We start from the raw sequence: 25,097 nt of genomic DNA, 5'->3' as shown, positions 1-25,097 counted from the left end.
GGTGCTTCAGGTCGTTCGGTTTCTGTAAAGCCACGCGTAGAGGGAAGGCAGCACCAGCAGCGTCAGCATGGTGCAGGAAACGAGGCCGCCAATCACCACTGTTGCCAGCGGTTTTTCCACTTCCGCGCCTTCGCTCATCGAAAAGGCCATGGGGAAAAAGCCCAGACAGGCGACGGTTGCTGTTGCCATGACGGGTCGGAAACGCTCGCGGACCGCTTCGGCAGCGGCTTCGAAAGGAGACAGGCCGTCTTCCCGCAGATCGCGGATGTAGGAGACCAGCACGAGTCCATTCATGGTAGCCACGCCAAACAGCGCGATGAAGCCGATGCCCGCCGAGATGCTGAACGGCATGGCCCGCATGTAAAGCGCGATAATCCCGCCGGTGGCCGCGAAAGGCAGATTGACGAAGACCAGCGCGGCCAGTCCCAGTTCACCCAGCGCCATGACCAGCAGCAGGAAGATCAGCCCGAGCATGATGGGCACGACGATTTCCAGCCGGGCCACGGCTGTTTGCAGGTTCCGGAACTGACCGCTCCATTCCAGATGATAGCCGGGCGCCAGATGGATGGTCTTCTGCACCGCGTCCTGTGCCGCCGTGACGAAGGAGCTGAGGTCGCGGCCACGCACATTGGCCTGAACCATCGTGCGGCGTATCCCCTGATCGCGGCGTATGGCGGCCGGTCCATCGGTGAGGGTGATGCTCGCCACCTGCGAGAGATTGACCGTCCGGTCGTCGCGGGTGACGACGGGGAGCGCGCGGATATCGTCGAGATTCTGGCGGAAATCCTCGTCAAAACGGACTTCCGTTGGGATCAGGGCGTCCTCCACGGACACTGGTGGCCCGAAATGGCCGCCGAGCGCTTCGACAACATCCAGCACGGAGGACGTCTCCGTGTTGAGGCGTCCCGTCATGGTGCGATCAACGTCAATATGCAGATAGGGAATCGTGCCGACATCCTGCGGTGCGACGTCCGCGGCGCCGGGCACTCTGGACACGACATCCGATACCTGTGCCGCCAGACGGGCAAGCACCGTCATGTCCGGCCCATAGATGCCAATGGCGATCTGCGACCGCACGCCGGATTGCAGGTCATCCATACGCATCTGGATCGGCTGGCTCCAGTTGTAGAGCGATCCCGGATTGTTTGTGCGCAGGGCTTTGTCGAAAGCGCGGACCAGTCCTTCCTGCGTCTGCGCTGTTTTCCATACCGACCGAGGGCGCAGGATGAGATAGGTGTCGGTCTGCTCCCCTCCCTGAGGATCGGTGGGGATTGCAGACGTGCCGGTATTGCTGACCACGGTCTCCACTTCGGGGAAAGCGCGAAGGGTCTGTTCAATCGCCAGCGCAGCCCTCAGTGAGGCATCCAGAGAGATGCCGGGAAGGCGCGTCGATGTGACGACGAGGTCTCCTTCCTGAAGCTGCGGGATGAATTCCCCGCCGAGACGTGTCGCGACGAACACGGACAACCCCAGAAAGACAGTGGCGATCCCGATTACCTGCTTCGTATGGTTCATGCAGTAGAGGGAGGCTGGACGGAAAATCCGCCACATGAAGGCGATGAAACGCGTGTGGTGCGTCGCACCGGCCTGATGGGTGGTCTTGCCGCGCCCGAGCAGGACCGACAGCGCGGGAATACAGACCAGTGAATAGATAAGGGACGCGATCAGCGCGAGAATGACCGTCTCGGCCATCGGCCGGAACATCCGGCCTTCCACCCCCTGAAGGGTCAGCACGGGGAGATAGACCATCGCGATGATGAGAACGGCAAACGTCACAGGACGGATGACGGAACTCACTGTCGTGAGGACCGTGGTGCGGAGGGGGGTGTCGTGATGCCGACGGTGCAGCACGTTTTCGACGATGACGAGCGAACTGTCCACGACCATGCCGAAGTCGATCGCGCCGAGTGACAGCAGGTTGGCCGAAATACCCAGATGCCGCATGCCAACCATGGCGGCGATCAGTGAGAACGGAATGACGGAGATGATGATGAGCGAAGCGCGCCAGTCTCCGATCACCAGCAGCAGCACGACAAGCACGAGGATCGCACCCACGGAGAGATTCTCCCGCACCGTGTCGATGGTTTTTTCGGTCAGGCTTTCGCGACTGTAATAGGGCTCCAGTGTCACGCCCGCGGGAAGGGATGCCTGAATCTTGGGCAGTTCCTGCTCCAGCGCGGCGAGTGTCGCGCGGGCGCTGGCGCCTTCACGCAGAAGCACCACGGCACTGACAATCTCGCCCTCTCCGTCGCGGGTGACCGCGCCCAGACGGGGGCGGCTGCCCTTGCGGACGGTGCCGATGTCGCGAAGATGGATGATCTCACCGTTGGGGCCGCTGCGCACCTGCACTTCGCCGAGTTCGGAAAGATCGTCGATCAGTGAGCGGCCCACAATGACATGCTGCTCGTCATTATGTTCGATCCATGCGCCGCCAGCGGCCTCGTTGCCGGTGTCGATCGCATCGAAAGCGTCCGATACTGAAACGCCGTAACGCCGCATGGCCATGGGATCGAGAGCGACCTCGTAAGTCTCCGAAGAGCCGCCGTTGACGTTCACATCAACCACGCCGGGGACGAGACGCAGGCGTGGCACGACGTTCCAGACCATCATCCGGTTGAGGTCTTCGAGAGACTGCTCGCGGCCCTTGATCTGGAGATGCAGAATCTCGCCCATGCCGGTCGCCATCGGTCCCATGTCGATGGAGAGGCCATGCACGGAAACCGAGTCCCGCGCCTGCGGCAGACGCTGCGAGACCAGTTCCCGGTCACGGTAAATATCGGTGTCATCGTCGAACTGGAGGTAAAGTACGGCGACGCCGGTCCGGGAGACGGAGCGCATCCCGCTCAGCCCCACCACCCCGGACATGGCTTTTTCGACAGGGGAGGTGACGAGTTTTTCCACCTCTTCCGTCGGAAGCCCCGGTGCCTGAACCGACACCAGAACCTGCCGGGGAGAGATATCCGGCACCGGTTCGACCGGAAGGCTTGCGAGATCCGCCAGTCCGGCCAGCATCAGGAGGCCAACGATGCAGAAAAGAAGGATGCGGTTTTCGATCAGCCAGCGCAGAAGCTTCATTGGGGTCAGCCGTTAGCCTCTGCGGAGGGGGCGAGAATAGCCTGCGATTTCAGGGTAAAACTGCCCTGTGTGACAACTGTTTCGCCGTTTTGAAGGCCGGACGTGATGACGGTCTGGCCTTCAAGGGAGGGGCCAGTCTGTACGAGTCGCGCCGTATAGCGATGAGGCGCTGTCTGGACGAACACGCAGGGCATGCCGTCCAGTGTCTGGAGGGCCGTGCTCGGGATGAGGATGCCCTCAACCTTGTCGGAGGAGAACAGGCGTGTCCGCACGAGCATTCCGGGGCGCAGGTGCCGTTTCGCGTTTTCGACAAGGCTGCGGGCGAGAATGTGCTGGGTTTTTGGATCGACATGGCCTTCGATCATATCGACATGGGACGCTATGGAAGCCTCGCCGGAGGCCAGCCATGTGAGCTGGCGGTCGCCCGGGCGGATACGGGTCGCATCGCTCTCGTCGATCTGTGAGACGATCCAGACCCGGGACAGGTTTTCGATTTCCACCGGCGGCAGCCCGGAGGCGGTCATTTCCTGTCCGGCAGCGACGTTGATGCTCGCGACAACGCCATCGATGGGAGAGACAACCACCGACTGACCACCCTCCGGCCGTTCCATATTCGACTGATAGCGACGGAGATGTTCGCTCATCGTGCGCAGGACTGCTTCCCGGCCGTGCACAAGAGCATCGGCTTCCCGCAGAGCAGAAGCGCGGCGCTCAAGTTCTCCAACCGACACCGCTCCGCCCCGGAGCGAGCGTGCCCGCTCGTAAAGCTGATGGGCATTCTCTCGCCGTGCACGGGCCTCCTGAAGGGCCGCTTCAGCAGAAAGGCGCTGCTGCGTTTCGTCATTGAGCGTGAAGTTTTCGTAGGTCAGCAGGGGCTGACCTCTGGTCACAAGCTGGCCCGCGACGACGGCGACATCCAGCACTCGGCCGCTGCCGACGGGTCGGATGCGGGCGACACGGCGGTCGTCGGCGACCACATAGGCCGGCACGTCCAGATGGTGTGGCAGGGCTCCGGCGCGCGCGACGGCTGTGTGGATGTTTTCGGTGGCCAGCGCCTCGTCCGAAATGACGACGGAGGGAAGGGGGGCTGCCTCCTGTGAAGGGGCCGCCATGGCTGTAAATGCCGGAAGAGAACAGGCGAGAAGCACTGCGAAGCCGGTGCGGGAGCCGGTTATTCTGTTCATGGTATATTCCCGCTCATGAGCATCATGCGGGCGATGGCGGCGCGCATGACAATATCCGCCTGTGCGTAACGTTCCGCGGCGGTCAGGGCCGTGCGTCGCGCCCGGAGATATTCGATCACGGGAATTTCGCCGACCTGCCATGCCGAAGCCAGATCGTTCGCCCGCCGGTCGGAGTGAATGTGCAGTTCGCGGGCGTGCTGGAGAATTTGCGTGGCGGTTGTCAGCTGATTGCGGAGCTGCCGGTATTCCGCCTTGATCCTGCGGTGTGCCTGCGTGTCGTCGCGTTCCGCACGTCCTATCGCCTGCACTTCCTTCATGACCAGCGGCACGTTGCGCGCTTCGCTTGGCAGCGGCATCTGGAACTGCACGCCCACCTGTGTGTCCCACGGGCTGTCATACTGTTCCTGACGGCTGAGGATCACACCCACCTGCGGATTGGGCATGTAGGAATGTCTGGCGACGGCATAGGAAGCGCGCGCCTGTTTCAGCACCGAGTCAGCCAGTTCGATGCGCGGGTCGCGTTCGGGGTTCAGTTGGGCGTCGAAGCGTGAAAGCAGGCGTCCGTCGATCCCCGACAGATCCGGCAGCGCATCATCGCCGGTCAGGGACTCAAGGTCTGCACGGACGTTTTCCAGATGCTGGCGCGCTTCAGCCAGCATGCCGTCCACGTCCTCTTTTTCCGTCACTGTGGCTTCGTAATCCGTGTCGGACACCTCGCCGGCGCGGAGGGCCTTTTCCACGTCCCGCATGGTCCGGCCCAGCACGTCGCTGACCTTTTCCTGATTGGCGATGCGGGCGCTGAGGACCGCACCTTCACTGGCCAGTTCCAGCACGTGAACCCCTGTGGCCAGACGCTGGACCTTCATCTGGTGTGTGGCGACTTTCTCATCGGCCAGAGCGGCGTCTTCGGTCGCCGTGCCCTGCCCCGGCAGCCAGAGAGGGACGCTGATTTCGCCCTGATAGGTGGTGTAGCCGACCTTGCTGCCGATGAAGTGGTCGTCCATGTACAGGCCGTTCAGGATCGGCCCATCAGGAAACCATGAACGGGCAGCAGACGCTCGTTTGTGAGCGGCTGTGGCATCGGTGGAAATGGATTTGCGCGACGGATCGATGGACCATGCGGCCATCAGGGCATCGTGCAGGGTTCCGGCGTGTGCAGGAAAAGATGAGACAATAAGGGTTACGCACAGGCCCACGGTTCCGATGAACGGTCCTCGCGGGGAATGGCAATGTAAAAACAGCAGCCTGACACACTCTTGAAACAAATAATCCTCGCAGGATTGCTAGTTGTACGCACAGGCTAAGGTAGGCGTTGCATCACCCGATGACAAAACATTCTATAAAAAGAAGATGGATAGTCAGACAACTCATACTGGCGGATTATTCTGTTTGATATCGTAATAAAATTGGTGGCGACTGTCCATTGACTCTTGCGGTCATGGTCACTGTCGCAGCTGGAGAAGGGGCACTCCCGTGCCACGCAGATCTCCGTGTAATTCGTAGTATCTTATTCCCCGGCCCGAACGGGCCTTACCCGACCGGCTGGCTCACGGGACAGTGGGACATGAGCTCCGTCTTCACCTGATTCACGACGCTGGCCCAGTCATTCAGTTGGGGCTGCCGGAAAATCCTCATCGTGGGATACCATGCCGTGTCGGTTCGATCTTCCAGCCAGCGCCAGCAGCCGTCGAAGCGGGAAAGCATCCAGACAGGCAGACCAAGGCCACCCGCGAGGTGAACGATGGACGTGTCCACGCTGACCAGAAGGTCGATACCCAGAAGTCGTGCCGCCGTATCGGCAAAGTCGGTGATTCCCTCGGTGCCATCGATGATCGGAAGGGCTGATTCCCGGATCAGGCGACCGCCATGCATCTGGAAACTGACAAAAACAGTATCCGGAACTTCCACCAGCGAGGCGAGGGCCGTCAGAGGCATTGACCGCCGTTTGTCGATGGCATGGGCTTCGACATGAGTGGGACGGGGTGCTCCCGACCACACAAGCCCCACTACCCTGCGGGCTGAGCCTTTGCTGGACCACATGAGGCGGCGGATCGCGCCACCTTGCTGCAGGGCTTCTTCCCTGGGAACGGAAAAGTAGGGAGCGGAGGGAATGGTTTCAGTCGTGATGGCAAGTCTGTGAGGAAGACTGGCCAGCGGGCAATGGAAATCAAAATATGCCGATTCGGTTAGGTCAGAAACGCTGTGCGTCACACCGTCCACACGTGCAAACAGGCGCGTGAGAGCTGGAGGCACAAGTGCAGTGACGGTGGCGCCCTGAGCGGCAAGCCGGCTGGCGAAACGGATGAACTGGAGCGAATCACCAAAGCCCTGCTCGGCGTGAAGAAGGATATCCCGCCCTGCGAGCGATTCACCTTGCCACAGGGGGGCAGGAAGATTCGTCGGAAGTTTCTGTGACATCCCCCACCGGGTTTCATATCCCTCCCACCCTTCGCTGAGACGACCGAGTTTCAGCAGGGTCACCCCCCGCGAAAAATGGGTTTTGGGAGAAGCAAGACCGTTCTCGATCGCACCATCGAAAACATCGAGAGCTTCTGTCGAGCGGTTGAGGTTGAACAGCAGGTGTCCGCGGTTATGGATCGCTTCCTGATTGTCCGGTGTCTGCAACAGGGCTTTCTCGGCGGCGACAAGAGCCTCGTCCAGCCGCCCCATATGCTCCAGCGCCACGCTGTGATCGACAAGATAGATCGGGTCATCCGGCTTATGGCGAAGGGCCTCTGTGATATGATGGAGCGCGTCCGCAGTTTCGCCTTTTTCGATCAGAATCCGGCCGAGCCGGTGGTGCAGCCCTGCCTCATCAGGCAGCAGCTCCAGAGCCTGTCGATAGAAACGGACGGCACGATCAGTCTCCCGAATACCCTCGAAAGCGACGCCCGCCATAAAATAGGCCGAACCGGCATGGGGCATTCTGCGGGCGGCATTTTCAAGAGCCACGCGTTGCTGGTCGTGCAAACCAAGCTTTTTCAGGCAGTCCGCATGCAACAGGTGGAAGACGAACTGGTTTGTTACGCGGGCGCTACGCTGCAGGGGGGCGAGGGCGCAGGCAGGACGTTCGAGCAGTAGTTCGGCCCGTCCAAGCAGGACGAGCGCCACGGCTTCGTGCGGATGGCGCGCCAGATAGCGCAGCGCGGCACCACGAACGCCAGCCATGTCTCCCGCTTTTTCCAGCCGCCCTCCCGTTTCGATCAGGACATCCAGTTCCGTGGGGGATGAGGGCTTCTCAGCGCGATCGGGCATGGTGGACTCCTTTTGGGAATCCGATAGCGGATGTAGGTTAAGAGGAGCTTTCCATATCTGTTTTCAGGACAGAATTTTACGAATGCAGGCCAGATCCCGTTCCGAATAGTTTTCCCGCCGCATTTGAAAGGTCACTGAGCAGGTCAATAGCAAAGCAGAGCGCATCATGCTGCCGGTCTCCGCTGGCCTCCTGTGAGAGAGTTTCGAAATGCGGGGTGTGGGCATATCCCGTCAGCCGCCTGACGATTTCCATGGCCGCGAATCCCGCAGCGTCCTCCACAATGGCGGCACACTCCCGCTTCTGTTGCTGAGACAGGATTTCCAGTTTGTCACGCATCAGAAAAGAGGGGGAAAGATCGTGAGCCCCTTCATGATTCATCCATTCATGGCAATAGGTTTTGAGAAAGCTGTCGTGAAGGAGGGCCAGACTGTTGTGCAGTTCCTGTCTTCGCTCCTCGGAGGCAGCGGCGAAACCGGCCAGAACCAGACTGGCGGCAAACATGCCCAGATCGAATCCTATGGGGCCGATGAGAGAAAATTCCCCATCTATGACAGAGGATTTTCCGTTCCGTACCATGACGGAACCGCTGTGGAGATCGCCATGCAGGAGCGCCTGTCGTGTGGTGAAGAAGCGTTCCTGCAAATGACAGACTGCCCCATGAATGAGGCCATCCGTGTGCAGGCGTTCGACCAGAGTCGTGAGTGCCGGATGGAAATGATTGCGCGGATGGGCATGATAGGGGTCTGTCAGGACGAGATCGACCGTAATGCGGGTCAGCGTGGTATTGCCAGAGAAAAACCCTTCGAGACGCGCCATGTTTTCAAAAGAGGTTCCACGAAAAGAGTGGTGGAACGTGTTTTGCGCAATGAAGAATCCTATCTCGCGGGCGATCGGGGCCGGGTTTTCTCCGCGTGCGAGGGCTTCGGTCAGCGTGACGTAATCGTCGAGGCAACCTGTCACAAGCAGGTAGAGATGGGGGTCGAAGTGCAGGAAAGGGGGAACCATGCCGGGAGCGACGGCTTCGGTCTCACGCAGCCATGCGGCTTCGAACGTCGTTCGGTCGAGGGGCATTTTCCATGATGGATCGACACGTACATGCGGCAGTGACTGTTTTGCGCATAACGATCCGGCAGGGCCGTGGACCAGCCAGACGGTATTGAGGTTGCCGTCACTGACTTCACGGATTGTCCAGTCCGGCGGGTTGCCGCCAAGGCGGTCACGGAGGAATGGAAGAGCCGCAAGCTGGTTCGCAAGCCCGGCTGGGTCCAGTTGACGATAATGGGCTGAGGCGTTCACCGGAAATGGCTCCGCAGGATGACAGACACGGGACGCCATTATGGCCACACCCACCGGTTGCCTGTCGATGGCGGAAACACCCTGTTTTTACAATGAGACTGTTCAGCCGCCGTCATCCTACGCCGCAGCTACGGCAACTTGCATCGCTTCAGTCCGGGGAGCCTCGGCGATGGTCTTGCAGGGCCTGCCGATGAAGTATCCCTGAACCAGAGAGCAGGAGCGTTTTTCTAGATAGGCAAGCTGCTCCGCCGTCTCGATCCCTTCCGCGACAATATCGATACCGAGGTCATGGCCGAGCGAAAGGATTGCGTTCACGATCGCTGCTGAATGGGTCTTTTCCAGCATCCCCCAGATGAACGACCGGTCGATCTTGACCTTGTCGAACTGGAAATCCTGCAGATAGCTGAGGCTCGAATACCCTGTCCCGAAATCATCCATGACGATCCCGATTCCAAGGGCACGCAGCTTGCGGAGAATTTCGATGTTCTGGGAGCCCTGAAGGAATATGTTTTCCGTGATTTCTATGCTCAGCCTTTTTGCCTCAAGGCCGGTTTCATAGAGAATACGACTCATGATTTCCGGAAGATCAGATGTCGCGAACTGGATGGGCGAAACATTGACCGAGACGCTGAGGGCATTACCCCATTCCATGGCGTCGAGACACGCCCGGCGCGCCACCCATTCGCCCAGTTGCGTGATCAGCCCACATTCTTCCGCGATGCCGATGAACTGATCCGGAGGCACGCGCCCCAGTTCAGGATGTTGCCAGCGGACGAGGGCTTCATATCCGGTGAGCTTGCGGTCCCGCGTGCACATGATCGGCTGATATTCGAGGAAAAATTCATTGCGCTCGAGCGCAAGCTGCATTTCACGCTCCATGCGAATGCGGTGCTTGATCGAACTGTCAAAAGAGCTGTCATACTCACGGACATTTCCACGGCCAGCCTGCTTGGCCGCGAGAAGCGCCATGCCCGAGCAGTGGAGAAGAGCATCCCCATCCCGGATCTCATCGTCTGAGACGACAAAGCCGACGCTGACGGAGACAGGCAGCTCGCCCTGCGCGTCGGGTACAGGAATTTTCAGTCCCTGCGCCATATAGAGAGCGAATTCCATGACATCGCGGTGAGCGACGACATAGGCCACGGCGAATTCATCACCTGCGATGCGGGCCATGATGGCGTCGGGGGGCGCAAGTGTCTGGATACGCCTGGCGATATGGGCAAGAACGGCGTCTCCGGCGGCATGACCGGCGGTCTCATTGATATTCTTGAAACGGTCCACATCAATGAGGAAGACCGCGACCTGCCCTTTTTGATGGCTGCTCTGTAGCAGCACGCTCAGGGAGGAGACGAAAAAGGAGCGGTTGCCGATCCCTGTGAGGGTGTCTGTGATGGCGAGTTCTTGGAGAGCCGCCTCAGCTTCCTTGCGGGCCCGCAGGTCGATGATGGCCAGAATGGTCCGCGGCTTGCCCCGCCATGCACTTTCCCGTGCATAGACTTCAACCGGGACGTGTTCTCCGTTTTTCTTCTGCAGCATCATTTCGCGCGGGGTTTCTTCCTGCACGAGAACCCGCACCATTTCATCTGTTGCAAGAGCTGGGAGGCAGTTTTTCAGATGCCCTGCATCGTGATGCGATGCGCCTGTCAGTTTCCAGAAAGCCGAGTTGGCATCGAGAATCATGCCGCCCGTCGTCACTACCAGTCCTTCGAGCGCGACATCCGCGAAACTGCGGGCGCGCATGTTGTCCTCGCTCTTCCGTTTTGCCGCCCGGTATTCGAGCAGCACGAAAACGAACGCCAGACCCAGAAATGTCGAGGTGCCGGCTCCCACCATCCCCGCGAGCGAGAGATCCTGTGCATGAGGGGCCATCCGTTCCGGAGCCATGATGACATCGGGCATACCGATGAAATGCAGCGTGCACACGCCAAGCACCCAGGGAAGAGCGGCCAGTGCCCGTTTTGTGCCCTGCTGGCGGCGCAAAACGAGGCTGCCGATATAAAAAAGTATAAAACTCGCAGTCAGCGAAAGAAGCATTCTTGCCGGCGGCACCGGAAACAGGTTGTGGCTCTGTGTCGCGGCGACACCGATATAGTGCATGCCGCCGACAGCGGCTGTCATCAACAGGGCTGTGAGTGGGGAGCGCGAAAGCTTCCGGGCGTGGCATTCCGTCCACCAGCTCGGCAGGAACAGGCCCCCGGCAACAAGGACCGACAGCGCAGTGAGCATCATTTCATAAGGCGTGCCCATTGCGGCTGCCATATTGGTCTTGCAATCGAGCATCGCCACGAAATGCGTCGCCCAGATCCCGTTCCCGGCGACAGCAGCGGCAAATACGAGTCGTTTCGCACGTGACTGGCCACGGACCATGGACGCGCGGCAGACCATCCGCACGGCCATGAGCATTGTGGTCGCGCAGAGCAGCAGCGCACCAAAAACGAAAACGGGATCATAACCGGTGAGGTCGGGAAGAAGGTTGGACATGGCAGACAACTGATCCAGTGATGCAGGTCAGTGAAATCTGCACTGTTCTGGTCACTTACTCGTTAATGAGTTGCTATGACCGCATCCTGGCCCGCTGTCTGCCGCCTTCTTCCCGGCTTTCTGGCGTGCGTGCCCCTTATCGCTCCACGGGCTCTCTCAAACAAAAAAGCCCTGCCGGTTGAGGGTAGGGCCTTTCTGGATTATGGAAACCGGAAGGTTTCAGAGGTCTTTTGTAAGTTCGGGGACAATCTGGAAGAGATCACCCACGAGCGCGTAATCCGCCACCTGAAGGATCGGGGCCTCCGCGTCCTTGTTGATCGCGACGATCACCTTGCTGTCCTTCATCCCGGCCAGATGCTGGATCGCCCCGGAAATGCCGACGGCGATATACAGCTCCGGCGCGACGATCTTGCCGGTCTGGCCCACCTGGAAGTCGTTCGGGGCATAACCCGAATCGACCGCCACACGGGATGCACCGATTGCCGCACCCAGCTTGTCAGCCAGTGGCTCCAGCAGGGCGTTGAAGTTCTCGGCGCTGCCTAGTCCACGACCACCGGAAACGATCACACGGGCCGCCTCAAGCTCCGGACGGTCGCTCGTCGGAGTCTGGGCGGACACAAAGCGCGAGACCGTATCCTGCACGGCAGCATTCACTGCCTCGACAGGGGCGGAACCGCCTTCGGCCGGAGCTGGCTCGAAGCTGGTTGCGCGGACGGTCAGCACCTTCTTCGCATCCGAGGATTTCACTGTCGCCAGCGCATTGCCCGCATAAATCGGCCGAACAAACGTATCGGCATCGACAATGCCGACCACATCGGGAATCGGCTGGACATCCAGCAGCGCGGCAGCGCGGGGCAGGATGTTTTTGCCAACAGCCGTGGAGGCCGCAACGATATGGCTATAGCCCTCAGCCAGCGAGACGATCAGATCAGCCACAGGCTCGGCCAGCTCGTGTGCCAGCACGTCCGCACCGGCCTTGAGTACCTTGGCCACGCCCGGCACTTTGGCAGTGAGGGCGGCAGCTTCATCAGCCCCGGCAGCATCTCCCACGACGAGCGCGTGAACATCGCCCAGCTTTGTGGCGGCGGTGATAGCGGAGCGGGAAGCCTGACGGATCTGGCCAGCTTCGGTCTCGACAAGAACAAGAACGGTCATGATCAGATCACCTTCGCTTCGTTGCGCAGCTTCCCGACCAGTTCGGCCACCGAACCGACCGTGATGCCAGCCTTGCGGGTCGCCGGTTCAGCCACCGACACCGTCGTCAGGCGACGCGTCATGTCCACACCGAGATCAGCCGCTTGAATCGTCTCAAGCGGCTTCTTCTTCGCCTTCATGATGTTCGGCAGCGACGCATAGCGCGGCTCGTTCAGGCGCAGATCCGCCGTGATGATGGCAGGCAGGGCCAGGGAGACCGTCTCCGTGCCACCGTCGATCTCGCGGCTGACCTCAGCACGTCCGTCGGCGATTTCCACCTTGCTGGCGAAGGTGCCCTGCCCCCAGCCGAGCAGGCCGGCGAGCATCTGGCCCGTGGCGTTCATGTCGTCGTCAATGGCCTGTTTGCCAAGGAAGACAAGGTCCGGCTTTTCACGCTCGACGAGGGCTTTCAGCACCTTGGCGACCGCAAGCGGCTCCGGGCTTTCATCGGAAAGAACGAGGATGGAACGGTCAGCGCCCATCGCCATCGCCGTGCGGAGAGTGTCCTGCGCCTGCTGCACGCCGATCGAGACGGCGATCACTTCGGTCGCAACGCCTTTCTCACGCAGACGGATGGCCTCTTCGACGGCAATTTCGTCGAAAGGGTTCATCGACATTTTCAGACCCGCCGTCTCGACACCCGTTCCGTCAGACTTGACGAGAACCTTGATGTTGTAATCGACGACGCGCTTCACCGGGACGAGAATCTTCATGGTGTCTCTTGCCTGTACCCGTTGGAGGTGGCGCGCGGACGCGGGCACGGAACCACGTCCGGCGATCGGGCCACCGGAATTGACGGCAGCCTTAACGTACTATCGTCCGAAATCACATACCTGCGGGGTAATTCGGGCCACCACCACCTTCCGGGGTGCACCAGTCGATGTTCTGGGTGGGATCCTTGATGTCGCAGGTTTTGCAGTGGACGCAGTTCTGGGCGTTGATCACCAGATGTGGGTTGCTGTCCGCATCCGCCGTTTCATACACGCCTGCCGGGCAGTAGCGGCTTTCGGGCGCACGGAAGACGTCCCAGTTCACCGTCTTCCACAGGTCCACGCTGCGGACCTTCAGATGCACCGGCTGGTCTTCCTCGTGATTGGTGTTCGAGAGGAATACTGATGACAGCTTGTCGAAGGTGACCTTGTTGTCCGGTTTGGGATAGGCGATCGGCGTGCTGAGGGAGGCAGGCTGTAGCGTTTCATTGTCCGCATGCTTGAAATGCAGCGTCCAGGGCGCCTTGCCGCGCAGCACCATCGCATCGAAACCGGCATAGAGAGCGCCCAGCTTCGCGCCCCAGCGGGCAAAGGCCGGACGGACGTTGCGGGCCGTTTTCAGTTCGTCATACAGCCACGATTTGCGGACGAGGCCCGTATAGGACGCCGGCTCCGCACGATCGGTCTTCAGCGCATCGATCACGGCTTCAGCCGCCAGCATGCCGGACTTCATCGCCGTATGCGTGCCCTTGATCTTCGGCGTGTTGAGGAAGCCTGCCGAATCGCCCAGCAGTGCGCCTCCGGGAAAGGTGAGGCGAGGGATGGACTGGAGGCCGCCTTCGGAAAGTGCCCGTGCGCCATAGATCAGGCGGCGACCACCCTCGAAATGCTTGCGGAAGACAGGGTGCAGCTTCGTGCGCTGCATCTCATCGAAGGGCGAGAGCCAGGTGTTCTCGTAATCGAGGCCCGTGACGAAGCCGTAGGACACAAGGTTCTCGCCGAAATGGTAGAGCCATGCGCCGCCATAGGTCTTGTCGTCGAGCGGCCAGCCGAAGCTGTGCACGACCAGACCGGGACGATGGTTCTCGGCGGGGATTTCCCACACTTCCTTGATGCCGAGGCCGTAGGTCTGGGGATCGACGCCTTTGCGGAGATTGTAGTGTTCCATCACCTGCTTGGTGAGGGAGCCACGGCAGCCTTCGGCGAACAGCGTATATTTGGCCCGTAGTTCCATGCCCGGCTGGTAGTTCGGGCCTCTCTCGCCGTCACGGGCGATGCCCATGTCGCCGGTGGCCACGCCGACGACGCGGTTCTGCTCGATCAGCACTTCCGCGCCTGCGAAGCCGGGATAGATCTCGACGCCGAGTTCTTCCGCCTGCTCGGCCAGCCAGCGGCAGACTTCGCCAAGGCTGACGACATAGTTTCCGTGATTGGCGAGGTGCGGCATGACGCGGTCCAGCGCCGGAATTTTGAAGCCCTTTGTCTCGGTGAGGAAATACATCTCCTCTTCCGTGACCGGTGTTTTCAGGGGCGCGCCGCGCTCAAGCCAGTCCGGCAGCAGCTCCTCAAGAGCGCGCGGTTCGATGACGGCTCCGGACACGATATGCGCGCCGATCTCGCTGCCCTTTTCGATCAGGCAGACTGTTGTCTCCGGGTTCAGCTGGCGCAGGCGGATGGCTGCCGCCAGACCCGCCGGGCCGCCGCCCACGATGACGACATCAAATTCCATCGCCTCGCGTTCGCTCATCGGTCCTCGTTCCTTGTCGTCCGTGTTTGCAGGGTGGAAAGGCGCATAAGATCGCCTGTCCCGCAGTTTCTTTCATTTGAAACGTTCGGGTAAGGCGTTCGTTACAGTTTGCCAAGGCTGTTTGTGTTTGTGCCGCCCCACGACGGGTACGTTTCAGGAATAGGTGTGGCAGAAAAAGCGTGCGGCACGATCCGGGTGAGTGGATCTCGGGCTGTCCTGACGATGGATTCCGGCGGTGAAAAGCAATCCTTCCGGATCAGTTTGCCGGTCCGAAGGCCAGTTCGTGGGTCGCCCTCCAGCTTGAATCAACGAAATTGACGATCAGCCCGCGGCGCAGTCCGTGGATGGGGCGCTTCTGGAAGCCATGCCATGTATTGTCGCCCGGTACGAACAGGGTGCCCGCATTGAAACGCCCGTTGCTGCGAACGACGGTTTCGCCTTCGGCGTTCATGAGATCCGTGCCCCAGTCTTCCGCTTCCTCGTGGATGGACAGCGGAATCAGGAGGGTCAGCTTTTTCGCTCCGATATCGGTATGCGGCTCCAGCCAGAACCCGTCCGTATCAAGGCTCAGCTCCAGCCGCAGGGCTGTATGATCGAGGTTCGTGTCGCACAACGCCTCAATGGCTGCGCGGCCTTCCGGGCAGTCGAACATTCTCGCCATGACATCCAGCCGCTCATCACGTGCACGCGCATTCGGCTCGACAAAAACCCGTGAGCCATTGCGCGTTTCACGTCGTCCACCGGTATCCCCCGCCACGGCGTCTTCCTCGGGTTCCCATGCGACAAGTGCGTCGCACGCATCGCCCGGAAGGACATCGGCGAGTGTCCAGTGACGGAACGGTGTTGTCGAACAGCGGGCTGTTTCGAGAGCGGTGCGCAGTCCTGCAATGGCGGTCTCGCAGGCTGTCGTGTCTGAAGCCAAGGCGGATGTCCGTAAGCTGTGTGTCATCATCATCCTTCCCGTTCCGACCATCTCTGTTGCCCGGAACGATGAAGCATCGAACGCGCCGGAAAGAGCAGCGTTCACGACAGGAGAGTGATTTCTAGCAAAACGGACGGAGGATGGCGAGCGGGGCATGGCCTCCTCCTCTGTTCCCCTCATGAAAGCACGGGCTCTCGGAAGAAGCGTAAATCCCGAAGGTTAATTCACAAGCTTTTTGCGGACGATCCGGGGCGCGTTTTGCGCTCCGATGTTTGCGGCCTTCTTGGCCGTTGCGCTTCAGTGCTTGGAAGCAGAGGCCAGTCAGCCGCCTCAGGGAGGTTCTCACTCAGCAGAGAGCTTTTGAAACCGACTCTCAGTTCCCCGGACAGATCCGACGGCGGACGAGGTTCGCCGCGACCATCATGAAGGCGCCGCAGGCCATCACGCTGGCCGTGGGAATGATGGAAGTGGTGGGGAGGAAGCCCATCATCAGGCCACTGACGGCCCCGAGACTGAACTGCATCGTGCCCAGCAGGGCCGACGCGCTCCCCGCGTGTGCTCCGTGATGGTGGAAGGCCAGCACTGTCGCATTGGCGCCGATGAACCCCAGCGAACCCGTCATGCACACGATCATCCCCACCACGAGCAGCGGCGTCTGGGCTGTGGCGATGTGAGAGACCGTCAGTCCCACATTCAGCATTCCGGCCAGCGCCGCCCAGCCGATGCCGAACTGCATCAGTTTTTCCAGCGGGAAACGGTGCACGAGCCTGCCACTGACCTGCGTGCTCAGGATGAATGCCGCGGCATTGATGCCAAAAAATACGGCGAATGCACGGGGGGAGAAGCCCATCAGATGTTCGAACACCACTGGCGCACCGCCGAGATAGGCGAACATCACGAAGCTGGAGCCACTTGTGATCAGCGCGTTCAGCAGAAAGTGCGGTTCGCGGATGAGGAACAGGTAGCGCGAGAGAACGGCGGTGACCGGGAGCCGGACGCGTCGGGAGAGGGGAAGTGTTTCCGGCAGCATGAACCAGATCGACAGGATGCCAGCCAACCCGTAGGCGACGGCGGCCCAGAAGATCCAGCGCCAGGAGGCGATCGCCAGAATCATGCCGCCGATGGAGGGGGCAAGGATCGGCATCACCCCGAACACCAGCGTGAGCTGGGTCATGATCTTCGCGCCTTCCCTGCCGGTGGCGATATCCCGGATCATGGCGCGAGGAATGACAGCACCCGTCGAACCGCCCAGCGCCGCCAGAAAGCGGAACAGGCAGAAGATGCGGTAGTCGCTGGTCATGGCGCAGCCGATGGAAGCGAGCGTGTAGAGAAACAGCCCCGCCATGAGCGGCCCGCGTCGTCCGAACCGGTCGGACAGGGGCCCGCTGGAAAACTGGCCCACCGCCAGACCGATAAACCATGTTGCCAGCGTGAACTGGGTCGATCCCGGTCCTCCGCCCAGATCCTCATCGAGAATCGGGAAGGCGGGCAGATACATGTCGGTTGAAAGCGGTCCGATTCCGGTGATCAGGCCAAGAAGCGCGACCAGATGAAAAGGCAACTGTCCGCTGGCCTGCGTCCTCTCTGCTGTCAGCGTACGCGACATGATTCTGATCCGGTCGGAAATAGGGCGGAATGGTGCCTATGCCGTTCCTTCCGGACGCTGTCCATGTGTGCTGGGCGCGGGACTTCTGTTCCGGGTGCGCATGGCGCCTCACGGGGGTTTTCCACTGTGTTCGGCCTTTCGTGGGGAGTGAAATATCGGGTCTTCAACTTGATGTGATGGAGCCGGTTTCATCCCTGTGACCCGCGATTGTGGATCACCCCATAATTGGTCTGCATTTTCCGGTGGTTGCACACAGACTCCTGGCGGTTTACGGGCATAATCAGGCAGGTACCTAACAGTACGTCGCCAGTCCCCGGTGGATGAGGCGAGCAATCTATCCGGGAGTTTTTCAACGGCATGCCCAAGAACCGCGATTGTCCCTCTGCCCCGCTGTGGGCGGTTTCGCCCAATCGGATGCGCCTGAGCAAACTGCTGCGTATGTCGCGTCGGGATGTGCTGCTCAGCGGTATGGGGGCCGCGCTGGCCGGGAGTGCTGCCGAGGCCGGGGAGCCGGATGCGCAGAACGGTGCGCTGGCGGCGACCGATCCGCTGGTACAGCAGTTCATGGTCCTCTCGCAGCGTCTGACGGATCGCGATGCCCTTGATGCTCGCATCGGAGCGGCTTTGTGCATGGGGATCGTGCAGAGCGGTGCGGAGCGGAAAACCCAGCTTCAGGCGCTGCATACGGTGCTCACGAAGGAGCAGTATGCCAGCGCGTCCGACTTTGCGCGGGCGGCCGAGAAGCAGGATGCTGCGCTCAAGGACGTTATCCACGAGATCATGACGGGCTGGTATCGCGGCGTCGCGAACGGGAAGGTCGTGGTCTATCGCTCTGCGCTCATGTTCGATCTCACAAAGGACGCGGTGTTTCCGAAGACCTATGCGGCGGGCGGTCCGTTCTACTGGACGTCTAAGCCGCCGGAAGTGGCGAAACCCAACGGCCTGCCTGCGCTGTCTCCGTCGAAATTCGTCGTCGAGCCGACCTGAGAACAGGAAAAGATCAGCCTTATGTCTTCAGAAGAAAATCTTTCCGCTGACGTCGTGATCGTCGGGTCCGGGGTGGCCGGCAGTTCCATCGCCAATGAACTGGTGCGCGCGGGCATTTCCGTGATCGTTCTCGAGGCCGGTCCGCGCGTGGATCGCCAGCATTTCGTCGAGAATTTTCGCAATCTGGAAAACAAGCCGTCCTATCAGGAGCCGTTTCCAGCCGTTCCTTGGGCGCCTCATCCGCCTAACCAGATCACTCCGAACGAATATTTGCATACGAGCGGTCCGGACGCGGAGGCCTACCAGCAGGTCTATCTGCGCATGATCGGTGGCACGACATGGCACTGGGCCGGGTGCGCGTGGCGCTATCTGCCATCCGATTTCGAGCTGAAATCGCGCTACGGGCAGGGTCGTGACTGGGCGCTGAAATATGATGACCTTGAGCCGTTCTATTATCAGGCTGAGGTGACGATGGGTGTCTGCGGCCCCGATCCGGCTGTCGAGGATCTCGGTTCTCCCCGCAAGCAGCCTTATCCGATGGAAGCGCTGCCGATTTCCTTTGCCGCCCAGCAGTTCCGCAAGCTGATCGACGAAAAGACCCCCTGGCGCGTCGTGCACGAACCGCAGGCACGCAACACGCGGCCGTATGCCAACCGGCCCACCTGTGAGGGCCACAACAACTGCATGCCGATCTGCCCGATCGGGGCGATGTATAACGGCAGCTATTCCGTCTATGACGCGGAAGCGGCGGGGGCGAAGTTCATCCCCAACGCCGTGGTCTACAAGATCGAGCGCGACGCGGCGAACAAGCGGGTGACCGCCGTGCAGTATTTCGATCCCGACAAGGGATCTCATCGCGTGACGGGCAAGTATTTCGTCATCGCCGCCCACTGCATCGAGACGGCCAAGCTGCTCCTCGTCTCCGCAGATGAGCAAAGCCCCGATGGTGTCGCCAACAGTTCCGGCCATGTGGGCCGCAACATGATGGATCATACCGGCGTGCAGGTGACGTTCATCAGCGGAGATCAGGCGCTCTGGCCGGGTCGTGGTCCGCTTGAGACCAACGTGATCGACAATTTCCGTGATGGCGACTGGCGCAATGAACGCGGCGCTTATCTCGTGCACATGGTGGATGACAATCAGGTCGATCTTGCGACCCAGATGGCGATTGCCAAAGGGTATGTGGGGCGCGAACTGGAAGAGCAGATCCGGTACATGGCAGCGCACACCGTGCGGCTGTTCAGCCATAACGAGGCGCTTCCCGATCCGAACAACCGTCTCACGCTCAGCAAGACCAAAAAGGATGCGCTCGGCATTCCGCATCCGGATGTTTATTACAAACTCCCGGAATATACGGTCCGCAGTTGTGAGCACACACGCAAGGTGTTCCGCGAACTGATCGGCCATATGCATGGCACGGAAGAGCAGTGGACACCCGGTTACTTCCCGCAGGATCATCCCTCGGGCAGCACCATCATGGGCGTGGACCCCAGGGATTCAGTCGTCGACGGTCACTGCCGCACCCATGATCATGACAATCTCTTCATTGCCAGTTCTTCCGTTTTCTCGACGGTAGGCACCGGCAACATCACGCTGACCGTCGCGGCACTGGCGCTCCGCGTTGCCGATACGCTGAAAAAAGAACTGACCCATGCCTGATTTCGCCAAGACCTTTCGCGCTCTGCTGGTCGCAGGCACGGTGCTGGGAACCGTCCTTGCCGTGCCGGCGGCGGCGGAGTCCGCACCGGACGCCCCAGCCTCCAGCGCTGCGCCCGCCAGTGCGGCTTCACCCGCGACGCCCTCTCAGACCACACCTGCTCCGGTGGTGGCCGGGGAAGAGGATGCCGTGATCGCACGCGGCGCCTATATCGCCACCGCTGCCGACTGCGTGGCCTGTCACACCGCGAAGGACGGAAAGCCCTTCGCCGGTGGCCTGAAAGTCGCCACGCCGATGGGTGACATCATCTCGACCAACATCACGCCCGATTCACAGCACGGCATCGGCAAATATACCGAGGAGCAGTTCGATCAGGCTGTGCGCCACGGTATTCGCGCTGATGGGGCCAATCTTTATCCTGTGATGCCTTACGTTTCCTATGCGGGCATGACGGATCAGGACATGAAGGCGCTCTATGCATGGTTCATGCATCGCGTGCAGCCGGTCGCGACCACGCCGCCTGAAACATCGCTACCTTTCCCCGCCAGTGTGCGTTCGGCGATGAAGGTGTGGAACATGCTGGCCTCGTCGGAGAAACCAGCGACTGGCGATTCCGCCACTTTCGACAGCCAGAAGCGTGGTGAATATCTCGCCAACGCGCTCGAACATTGCGGCACCTGCCACACGCCCCGCAATTTCATGCTGGGTGAGAAGCAGGACCGTTATCTGGGCGGTGGATCACTTGGTGGCTGGTATGCGCCGAATATCACCTCCAGCAAGACGGCCGGGATCGGTGACTGGAGCGAGGATGATCTCGTCGCTTATCTCAAAACCGGGCAGGTGCCGGGCCGGGCGCAGGCTGCGGGACCGATGGGCGAAGCGGTCGAACACAGCACGAGTAAGCTGACGGACACCGACCTTCATGCGCTTGCGGGCTATCTCAGGCAGGTTCCCGCGCTTGAGGACGATATTGAGCGGAAGGCACGCGACAGTTTCGGTCAGGCGTTCAACGCTCCGGACATCCGGACAGCTGTTCCGAAGCGGATCGACGATCTTGCCGAGATGAGTCCCGACCGGATTTTCGATGATAACTGCGCCGCCTGCCATCAGCGGAACGGTGCGGGCACCGACGACCATTATACGCCGTCGCTGTTTTCCAACTCGGTGACGGGCACGCTGCGGCCTGACAACCTGATCATGGTTATTCTGAACGGCGTGGATCGCACGACTGGTAAGGATCATGCCTTCATGCCGGGTTTCAACGGCCAGTCTGAGGTGGAGCGTCTGAGCGATACCGAAATCGCCAGTCTGGTGAATTATGTGATGGGGACGTTCGGCAGCGGTGATCCGCATGTCACGGCTGAAAAGGTCGCGGAGTTCAGAAAACAGTAATCAGGAACAGGCCGCGGGCTTTCAGGTCCGTTGCCGTTTCCGTGAAAACCGGCACACGACTTCCGTTTCCGCTGACCATAGGAACTGGTCGATCACCATCACCGAATCGACGCGATAACCCGCCTTCAGCAGCAATGCCGTATCCCGGAACAGGATGCGCGGATTGCAGCTGACATAGATGAGGGCGGCAGGTTTTCCGTCCAGAATCTGGGTCATTTGCAGCCCGGCTCCCGCATGGGGAGGGTCGAGAACCACGGCCAGAGCGGTGCTGAGGGTCTTGGCCTCAACCGGCTGACGGTTGAGATCGCGCAAAGAGACGTCGATTCGCTGCCCTACGGCGGCTCTGGAGAGCGCCTGCACCGCGTCGGGATGGCCTTCGAATGCCTCAACACGTGCATGGGCGGACAGCGGGAAGGTCAGCGTGCCGCAGCCCGCATAAAGTTCGATGATTTTCGACTTGCGACCGGGACTCGGGGGAAGTGCTTCGATGACCGCATCGCGAATCGCGCCTTCTCCTTCACGACTCGCCTGAAGAAACGCACCCGGAGGCGGCTCTACCCGCACATCGCCAAAAGCAACGGTAGCAGGGGCGAGCCGAACCAGTGTTTCCGACTTATCCAGCGATTCTTTCGGTTTCCACGCGAGTCCGGAAATGCCGTGCGACCGGCAGAAATCGGCCAGCTTGGTGCGGTCCGCCGTTGAAGGAACGCCATCGGAAGCGAGCAGCAGGTCAGGCCCCGAATCGAGCAGATTGACCAGAAGATCGGCTTCACGCCGGAAGAGGTCCAGACGTTCCAGCATCCCGCGCAGAGCGGGCAGCAGGCTGACAATGGCGGGATGCAGCAACGCACATTCCGTCAGATCGATCACTGCGCCCCCGCGCTGGTGCAGGCCGAGGGTAACGCCGTTATGTGTTCGTCTCGCCGCAAGATCGGCTCGCCGACGTGTCGCGGGCGGTGTCTGGAAAGCCCGGATTTCGGGAAGATCAGTGACGCCCGCTTTGAGAAAGCCCGTGGCGATCTCGGATTTCTTCCACTCGAGAATCCATGCCGGAGACAGATGCTGAAGCGCACAGCCGCCACACACACCGAACAGATCGCACGGAGGGGTGACACGCTCTGGTGCGGGAACCAGCAATTCCTCGACAATCGCGCGGTCGGTGCTGACCATTCGGGCCAGCACCTCATCCCCGGGAGCCGTAAAGGGAATGAAAACCGGAGAAGCGTCAGCCTCGGAGTCGAGTAAACAGCCTATGCCATCGCCACTGCTGCCCAGCGCGTCAATGCGATAACGGCGCGGCGTTTGATCTAATGGGGCCGTTTCCCGGCGAGGACGAGAATGTCGTCCCCGCTCAGGCCTCCGGGACATCGTCGGTCGTGGTGTCAAACTTCACGGGAACCCGTTTAGGCAGGTTCATGAAGGCAGGCATGTCGGCCCCGAATCCAACCACGCTTTCCGCAGGCGCATCGGCAATTTCCGAACCGCGATTGCGACGGGGATCCGGTTTGCGATCACGACCATTGGCCGGACGGCGCTCCTCGCGTTCAGCAACCGGAGGAGCAACAGCCACCACTGCCTCAGGAACCGGCGCCTTGCGTGGGCGCTCTTCCTGCTGCGGCTTCGGACGCTGTTCGGGCTCGCGCTCGCGGGTGTTGCGTTTCCGCCTCTTGCCGCGACTGGCCCGCGCTTCCTCGTCGCTGGCCCAGTCGAGCTGCCTGAGTCCTTCCACTTCCAGTCGCGGAATGGGCTTGCCCGTCAGGGTTTCGATCGCTTCGGCGAGCTTGCGCTCGTAAGGCGTCGCAAGGCTGTAGGCCTTGCCTTCCTTTCCGGCGCGGCCAGTGCGTCCGGTGCGGTGAACATAGTCCTCGGCATGGAACGGCAGGTCGAAGTTGAAGACGTGCGACAGGCCGCCGATATCGATACCGCGTGCCGCCACATCGGAGCAGACCAGCAGCTTCAGTTCACCGGACTTGAATTTTTCCAGCGTCTGGAACCGCACCGACTGCGGCAGATCGCCATGCAGCGCGCCAGCCGAAAAGCTATGCTTGAGCAGTGACTTCAGCAGCACGTCCACATCGCGCTTGCGGTTGCAGAAGATGATAGCGTTCTGCAGATTTTCCGCCCGCAACAGTTTCCGCAGCATCTTGCGCTTGTCGTCTTCCTCGACGACGACAAGACCCGTCTCGATGGTGGTGGCCACCGTTGAGGGCTTGCTGACGGTGATCTCTTTCGGAGACCGCAGGAACGCATCTGCCAGACGACGAATCTCAGGCGCCATGGTGGCGGAGAAGAACAGGGTCTGGCGATGGGGCGGCAGCAGGCTGACAATACGCTCGATGTCGGGAATGAAGCCCATGTCGAGCATGCGGTCGGCCTCGTCGATGACGAGAATCCGCGTCTGGGTGAGCAGCAGGCCGCCACGCTCGAACAGATCGATCAGACGACCCGGCGTCGCGATCAGCACGTCGACGCCCTTGTTCAGCACTTCCTTCTGGTCCGCCATGCTCTCGCCACCGATGAGCAGGGCATGGGTCAGCTTGAGATGCTTACCGTAATTGACGAAATTTTCGGCAACCTGAAGGGCCAGTTCGCGGGTCGGCTCAAGAATGAGTGAGCGCGGCATCCGGGCACGGGCGCGGGAGCCGGAGAGGATCTCCAGCATCGGCAGCGTGAAGGACGCCGTCTTGCCCGTTCCGGTCTGCGCGACACCCAGTACGTCCTGTCCCTGAAGGACAGCCGGAATAGCCTGCGCCTGAATCGGCGTCGGGTGGATGTAGCCCATGTCCAGCACAGCGCGGAGAAGCGGTTCGGACAGGCCGAGATCGGCGAATGTCGTCTTGTCAGCTTCTGGAGCCGCTGTTTTTTCCGCTACCGGCTGAGGAGGCGCACTCTCGACTGCGACAGGCGCGGCAATCGTGGCTTCCGTCTCGATGACGCCGTCCAGAGCCCCACTCACATGCAGCGGGCGATTCTCGACGATTTCATCAATGGTATCGGTTTCAACGGGTGCCGCTGCGACCTTTGCGCTCCTGCGGCGGGGCGCGGGCTTCTTCGCAGCCGGTGCAGTTTTCTCCGGTGCGGCTTTCACAGCCGTTTTCCGGGCGCGCGCCTTCGGAGCGGGGGCAGTTTCTTCGATTGTCTCGTTTGCAGAAACCTCTGCCACGGGGCTCACGGCCTCAGCAGGCGGTGCGGCTTTCCGGCGCGGTGCACGGCGGGGCTTCCGGGGAGCTTCTTCAGCGACAGCTACCGGTTCCGGCACTGTGGCTTCGCTTGCCGCAGCCGCTGGTTTTCTCCGGGGCGTGCGGACAGGCTTCGCCGCCGGCGCCTTGGCTTCAGCAGCCAGGGCTTCCGTCATGGGCTCAGCCGCTTTCCGGCGTCGCGCGGGTGCCCGCTTCGCAGCGGCAGCCGTCGAGGGTTCTTCCTCAGGCGCGACGGCCTTAGCCGTTACCGCATCACCGGTATCACCGGTCTTGCGGGCGCGAGTGCGGGAGGCCGCTTTACGCGGCTTTTTCTCGGTCGTGTCGGAGGCTTTGGGGCTCAAGTCGCTCTCAGATAATGTCGGCCGCCAGAAGGCGGATGCGCACGGAAGG

17 protein-coding genes are annotated in these 25,097 nt (G+C 60.9%); 4 read left to right on the top strand and 13 right to left on the bottom strand.

The window, feature by feature from the left end; all coding sequences use genetic code 11:
• Positions 1–6: 6 nt before the first annotated feature.
• The 10 genes from GOB81_RS09045 to GOB81_RS09000 all read right to left on the bottom strand — a co-directional run bounded on the left by GOB81_RS09045 (position 7) and on the right by GOB81_RS09000 (position 15,895).
• The gene (locus GOB81_RS09045; RefSeq protein ID WP_173570085.1) at positions 7–3,075 is read right to left on the bottom strand and encodes an efflux RND transporter permease subunit; all 3,069 of its coding nucleotides are present in this window, start codon (positions 3,073–3,075) and stop codon (positions 7–9) included.
• 5 nt (positions 3,076–3,080) lie between these two features.
• Positions 3,081–4,259 carry an efflux RND transporter periplasmic adaptor subunit gene (locus GOB81_RS09040; protein ID WP_173570084.1) on the bottom strand — a complete coding sequence of 393 codons (1,179 nt, stop codon included), beginning with the start codon at positions 4,257–4,259 and terminating at the stop codon, positions 3,081–3,083.
• On the bottom strand, positions 4,256–5,386 hold the full coding sequence (locus GOB81_RS09035) for a TolC family protein (protein ID WP_173570083.1): 1,131 nt from the start codon (positions 5,384–5,386) through the stop codon (positions 4,256–4,258). Before GOB81_RS09035 ends, GOB81_RS09040 begins: the two co-directional genes overlap by 4 nt.
• Before the next feature lie 403 nt (positions 5,387–5,789).
• On the bottom strand, positions 5,790–7,514 hold the full coding sequence (locus GOB81_RS09030; RefSeq protein ID WP_173570082.1) for a tetratricopeptide repeat protein: 1,725 nt from the start codon (positions 7,512–7,514) through the stop codon (positions 5,790–5,792).
• A gap of 76 nt (positions 7,515–7,590) precedes the next feature.
• Positions 7,591–8,811 carry an S-methyl-5-thioribose kinase gene (mtnK, locus tag GOB81_RS09025; protein WP_173570081.1) on the bottom strand — a complete coding sequence of 407 codons (1,221 nt, stop codon included), beginning with the start codon at positions 8,809–8,811 and terminating at the stop codon, positions 7,591–7,593.
• A 117-nt stretch (positions 8,812–8,928) separates the two neighbouring features.
• Positions 8,929–11,292: a bifunctional diguanylate cyclase/phosphodiesterase gene (locus GOB81_RS09020; RefSeq protein ID WP_173570080.1), complete on the bottom strand. Its 2,364-nt coding sequence runs from the start codon at positions 11,290–11,292 to the stop codon at positions 8,929–8,931.
• 219 nt (positions 11,293–11,511) lie between these two features.
• A complete protein-coding gene (locus GOB81_RS09015) occupies positions 11,512–12,447 on the bottom strand; it encodes an FAD-binding protein (protein ID WP_173570079.1) in 936 nt (311 codons plus the stop codon).
• A 2-nt stretch (positions 12,448–12,449) separates the two neighbouring features.
• Positions 12,450–13,199 (bottom strand): electron transfer flavoprotein subunit beta/FixA family protein, encoded by a 750-nt coding sequence (locus tag GOB81_RS09010; RefSeq protein WP_173570078.1) that lies wholly within the window; start codon positions 13,197–13,199, stop codon positions 12,450–12,452.
• A 112-nt stretch (positions 13,200–13,311) separates the two neighbouring features.
• Complete coding sequence (locus GOB81_RS09005; protein ID WP_173570077.1) at positions 13,312–14,943, bottom strand: electron transfer flavoprotein-ubiquinone oxidoreductase; 1,632 nt, start codon at positions 14,941–14,943, stop codon at positions 13,312–13,314.
• Between the two features lie 256 nt (positions 14,944–15,199).
• Positions 15,200–15,895 carry a 2OG-Fe(II) oxygenase gene (locus GOB81_RS09000; RefSeq protein ID WP_173570171.1) on the bottom strand — a complete coding sequence of 232 codons (696 nt, stop codon included), beginning with the start codon at positions 15,893–15,895 and terminating at the stop codon, positions 15,200–15,202.
• On the opposite strand from GOB81_RS09000, the gene GOB81_RS17890 reads away from it, so the two are divergent.
• Entirely contained in the window at positions 15,852–15,983 is a 132-nt protein-coding gene (locus tag GOB81_RS17890) for a hypothetical protein (RefSeq protein ID WP_277876909.1), read from the top strand. The two genes, GOB81_RS09000 and GOB81_RS17890, sit on opposite strands and share 44 nt — an antisense overlap.
• A gap of 255 nt (positions 15,984–16,238) precedes the next feature.
• Here GOB81_RS17890 and GOB81_RS08995 read toward each other — a convergent pair whose 3' ends face one another.
• Entirely contained in the window at positions 16,239–17,471 is a 1,233-nt protein-coding gene (locus GOB81_RS08995) for a multidrug effflux MFS transporter (protein WP_173570076.1), read from the bottom strand.
• A gap of 357 nt (positions 17,472–17,828) precedes the next feature.
• On the opposite strand from GOB81_RS08995, the gene GOB81_RS08990 reads away from it, so the two are divergent.
• Genes GOB81_RS08990 through GOB81_RS08980 form a run of 3 tightly spaced genes read left to right on the top strand, consistent with a single transcriptional unit; the run spans position 17,829 to position 21,507 of the window.
• Positions 17,829–18,458 carry a sorbitol dehydrogenase family protein gene (locus tag GOB81_RS08990; protein WP_242010154.1) on the top strand — a complete coding sequence of 210 codons (630 nt, stop codon included), beginning with the start codon at positions 17,829–17,831 and terminating at the stop codon, positions 18,456–18,458.
• 21 nt (positions 18,459–18,479) lie between these two features.
• On the top strand, positions 18,480–20,117 hold the full coding sequence (locus GOB81_RS08985) for a GMC family oxidoreductase (RefSeq protein WP_173570075.1): 1,638 nt from the start codon (positions 18,480–18,482) through the stop codon (positions 20,115–20,117).
• Complete coding sequence (locus GOB81_RS08980) at positions 20,110–21,507, top strand: cytochrome c (RefSeq protein WP_173570074.1); 1,398 nt, start codon at positions 20,110–20,112, stop codon at positions 21,505–21,507. The genes GOB81_RS08985 and GOB81_RS08980 overlap by 8 nt, the downstream gene beginning before the upstream one ends.
• Positions 21,508–21,528: 21 nt before the next feature.
• Here the strand turns inward: GOB81_RS08980 and GOB81_RS08975 are convergent, their stop codons facing one another.
• Both GOB81_RS08975 and GOB81_RS08970 read right to left on the bottom strand, forming a co-directional pair.
• Positions 21,529–22,875 (bottom strand): class I SAM-dependent RNA methyltransferase, encoded by a 1,347-nt coding sequence (locus GOB81_RS08975; protein WP_173570073.1) that lies wholly within the window; start codon positions 22,873–22,875, stop codon positions 21,529–21,531.
• The gene (locus GOB81_RS08970; protein ID WP_242010153.1) at positions 22,859–25,048 is read right to left on the bottom strand and encodes a DEAD/DEAH box helicase; all 2,190 of its coding nucleotides are present in this window, start codon (positions 25,046–25,048) and stop codon (positions 22,859–22,861) included. Before GOB81_RS08970 ends, GOB81_RS08975 begins: the two co-directional genes overlap by 17 nt.
• Between the last annotated feature and the right edge of the window lie 49 nt (positions 25,049–25,097).

Origin of the sequence: Acetobacter conturbans (genome assembly GCF_011516755.1) — a bacterium.
GTDB classification, from domain to species: Bacteria; Pseudomonadota; Alphaproteobacteria; order Acetobacterales; family Acetobacteraceae; genus Acetobacter; species Acetobacter conturbans.
Note: the sequence above shows the minus strand (reverse complement) of the source record. Positions and strands in the feature narration are given on the sequence as shown.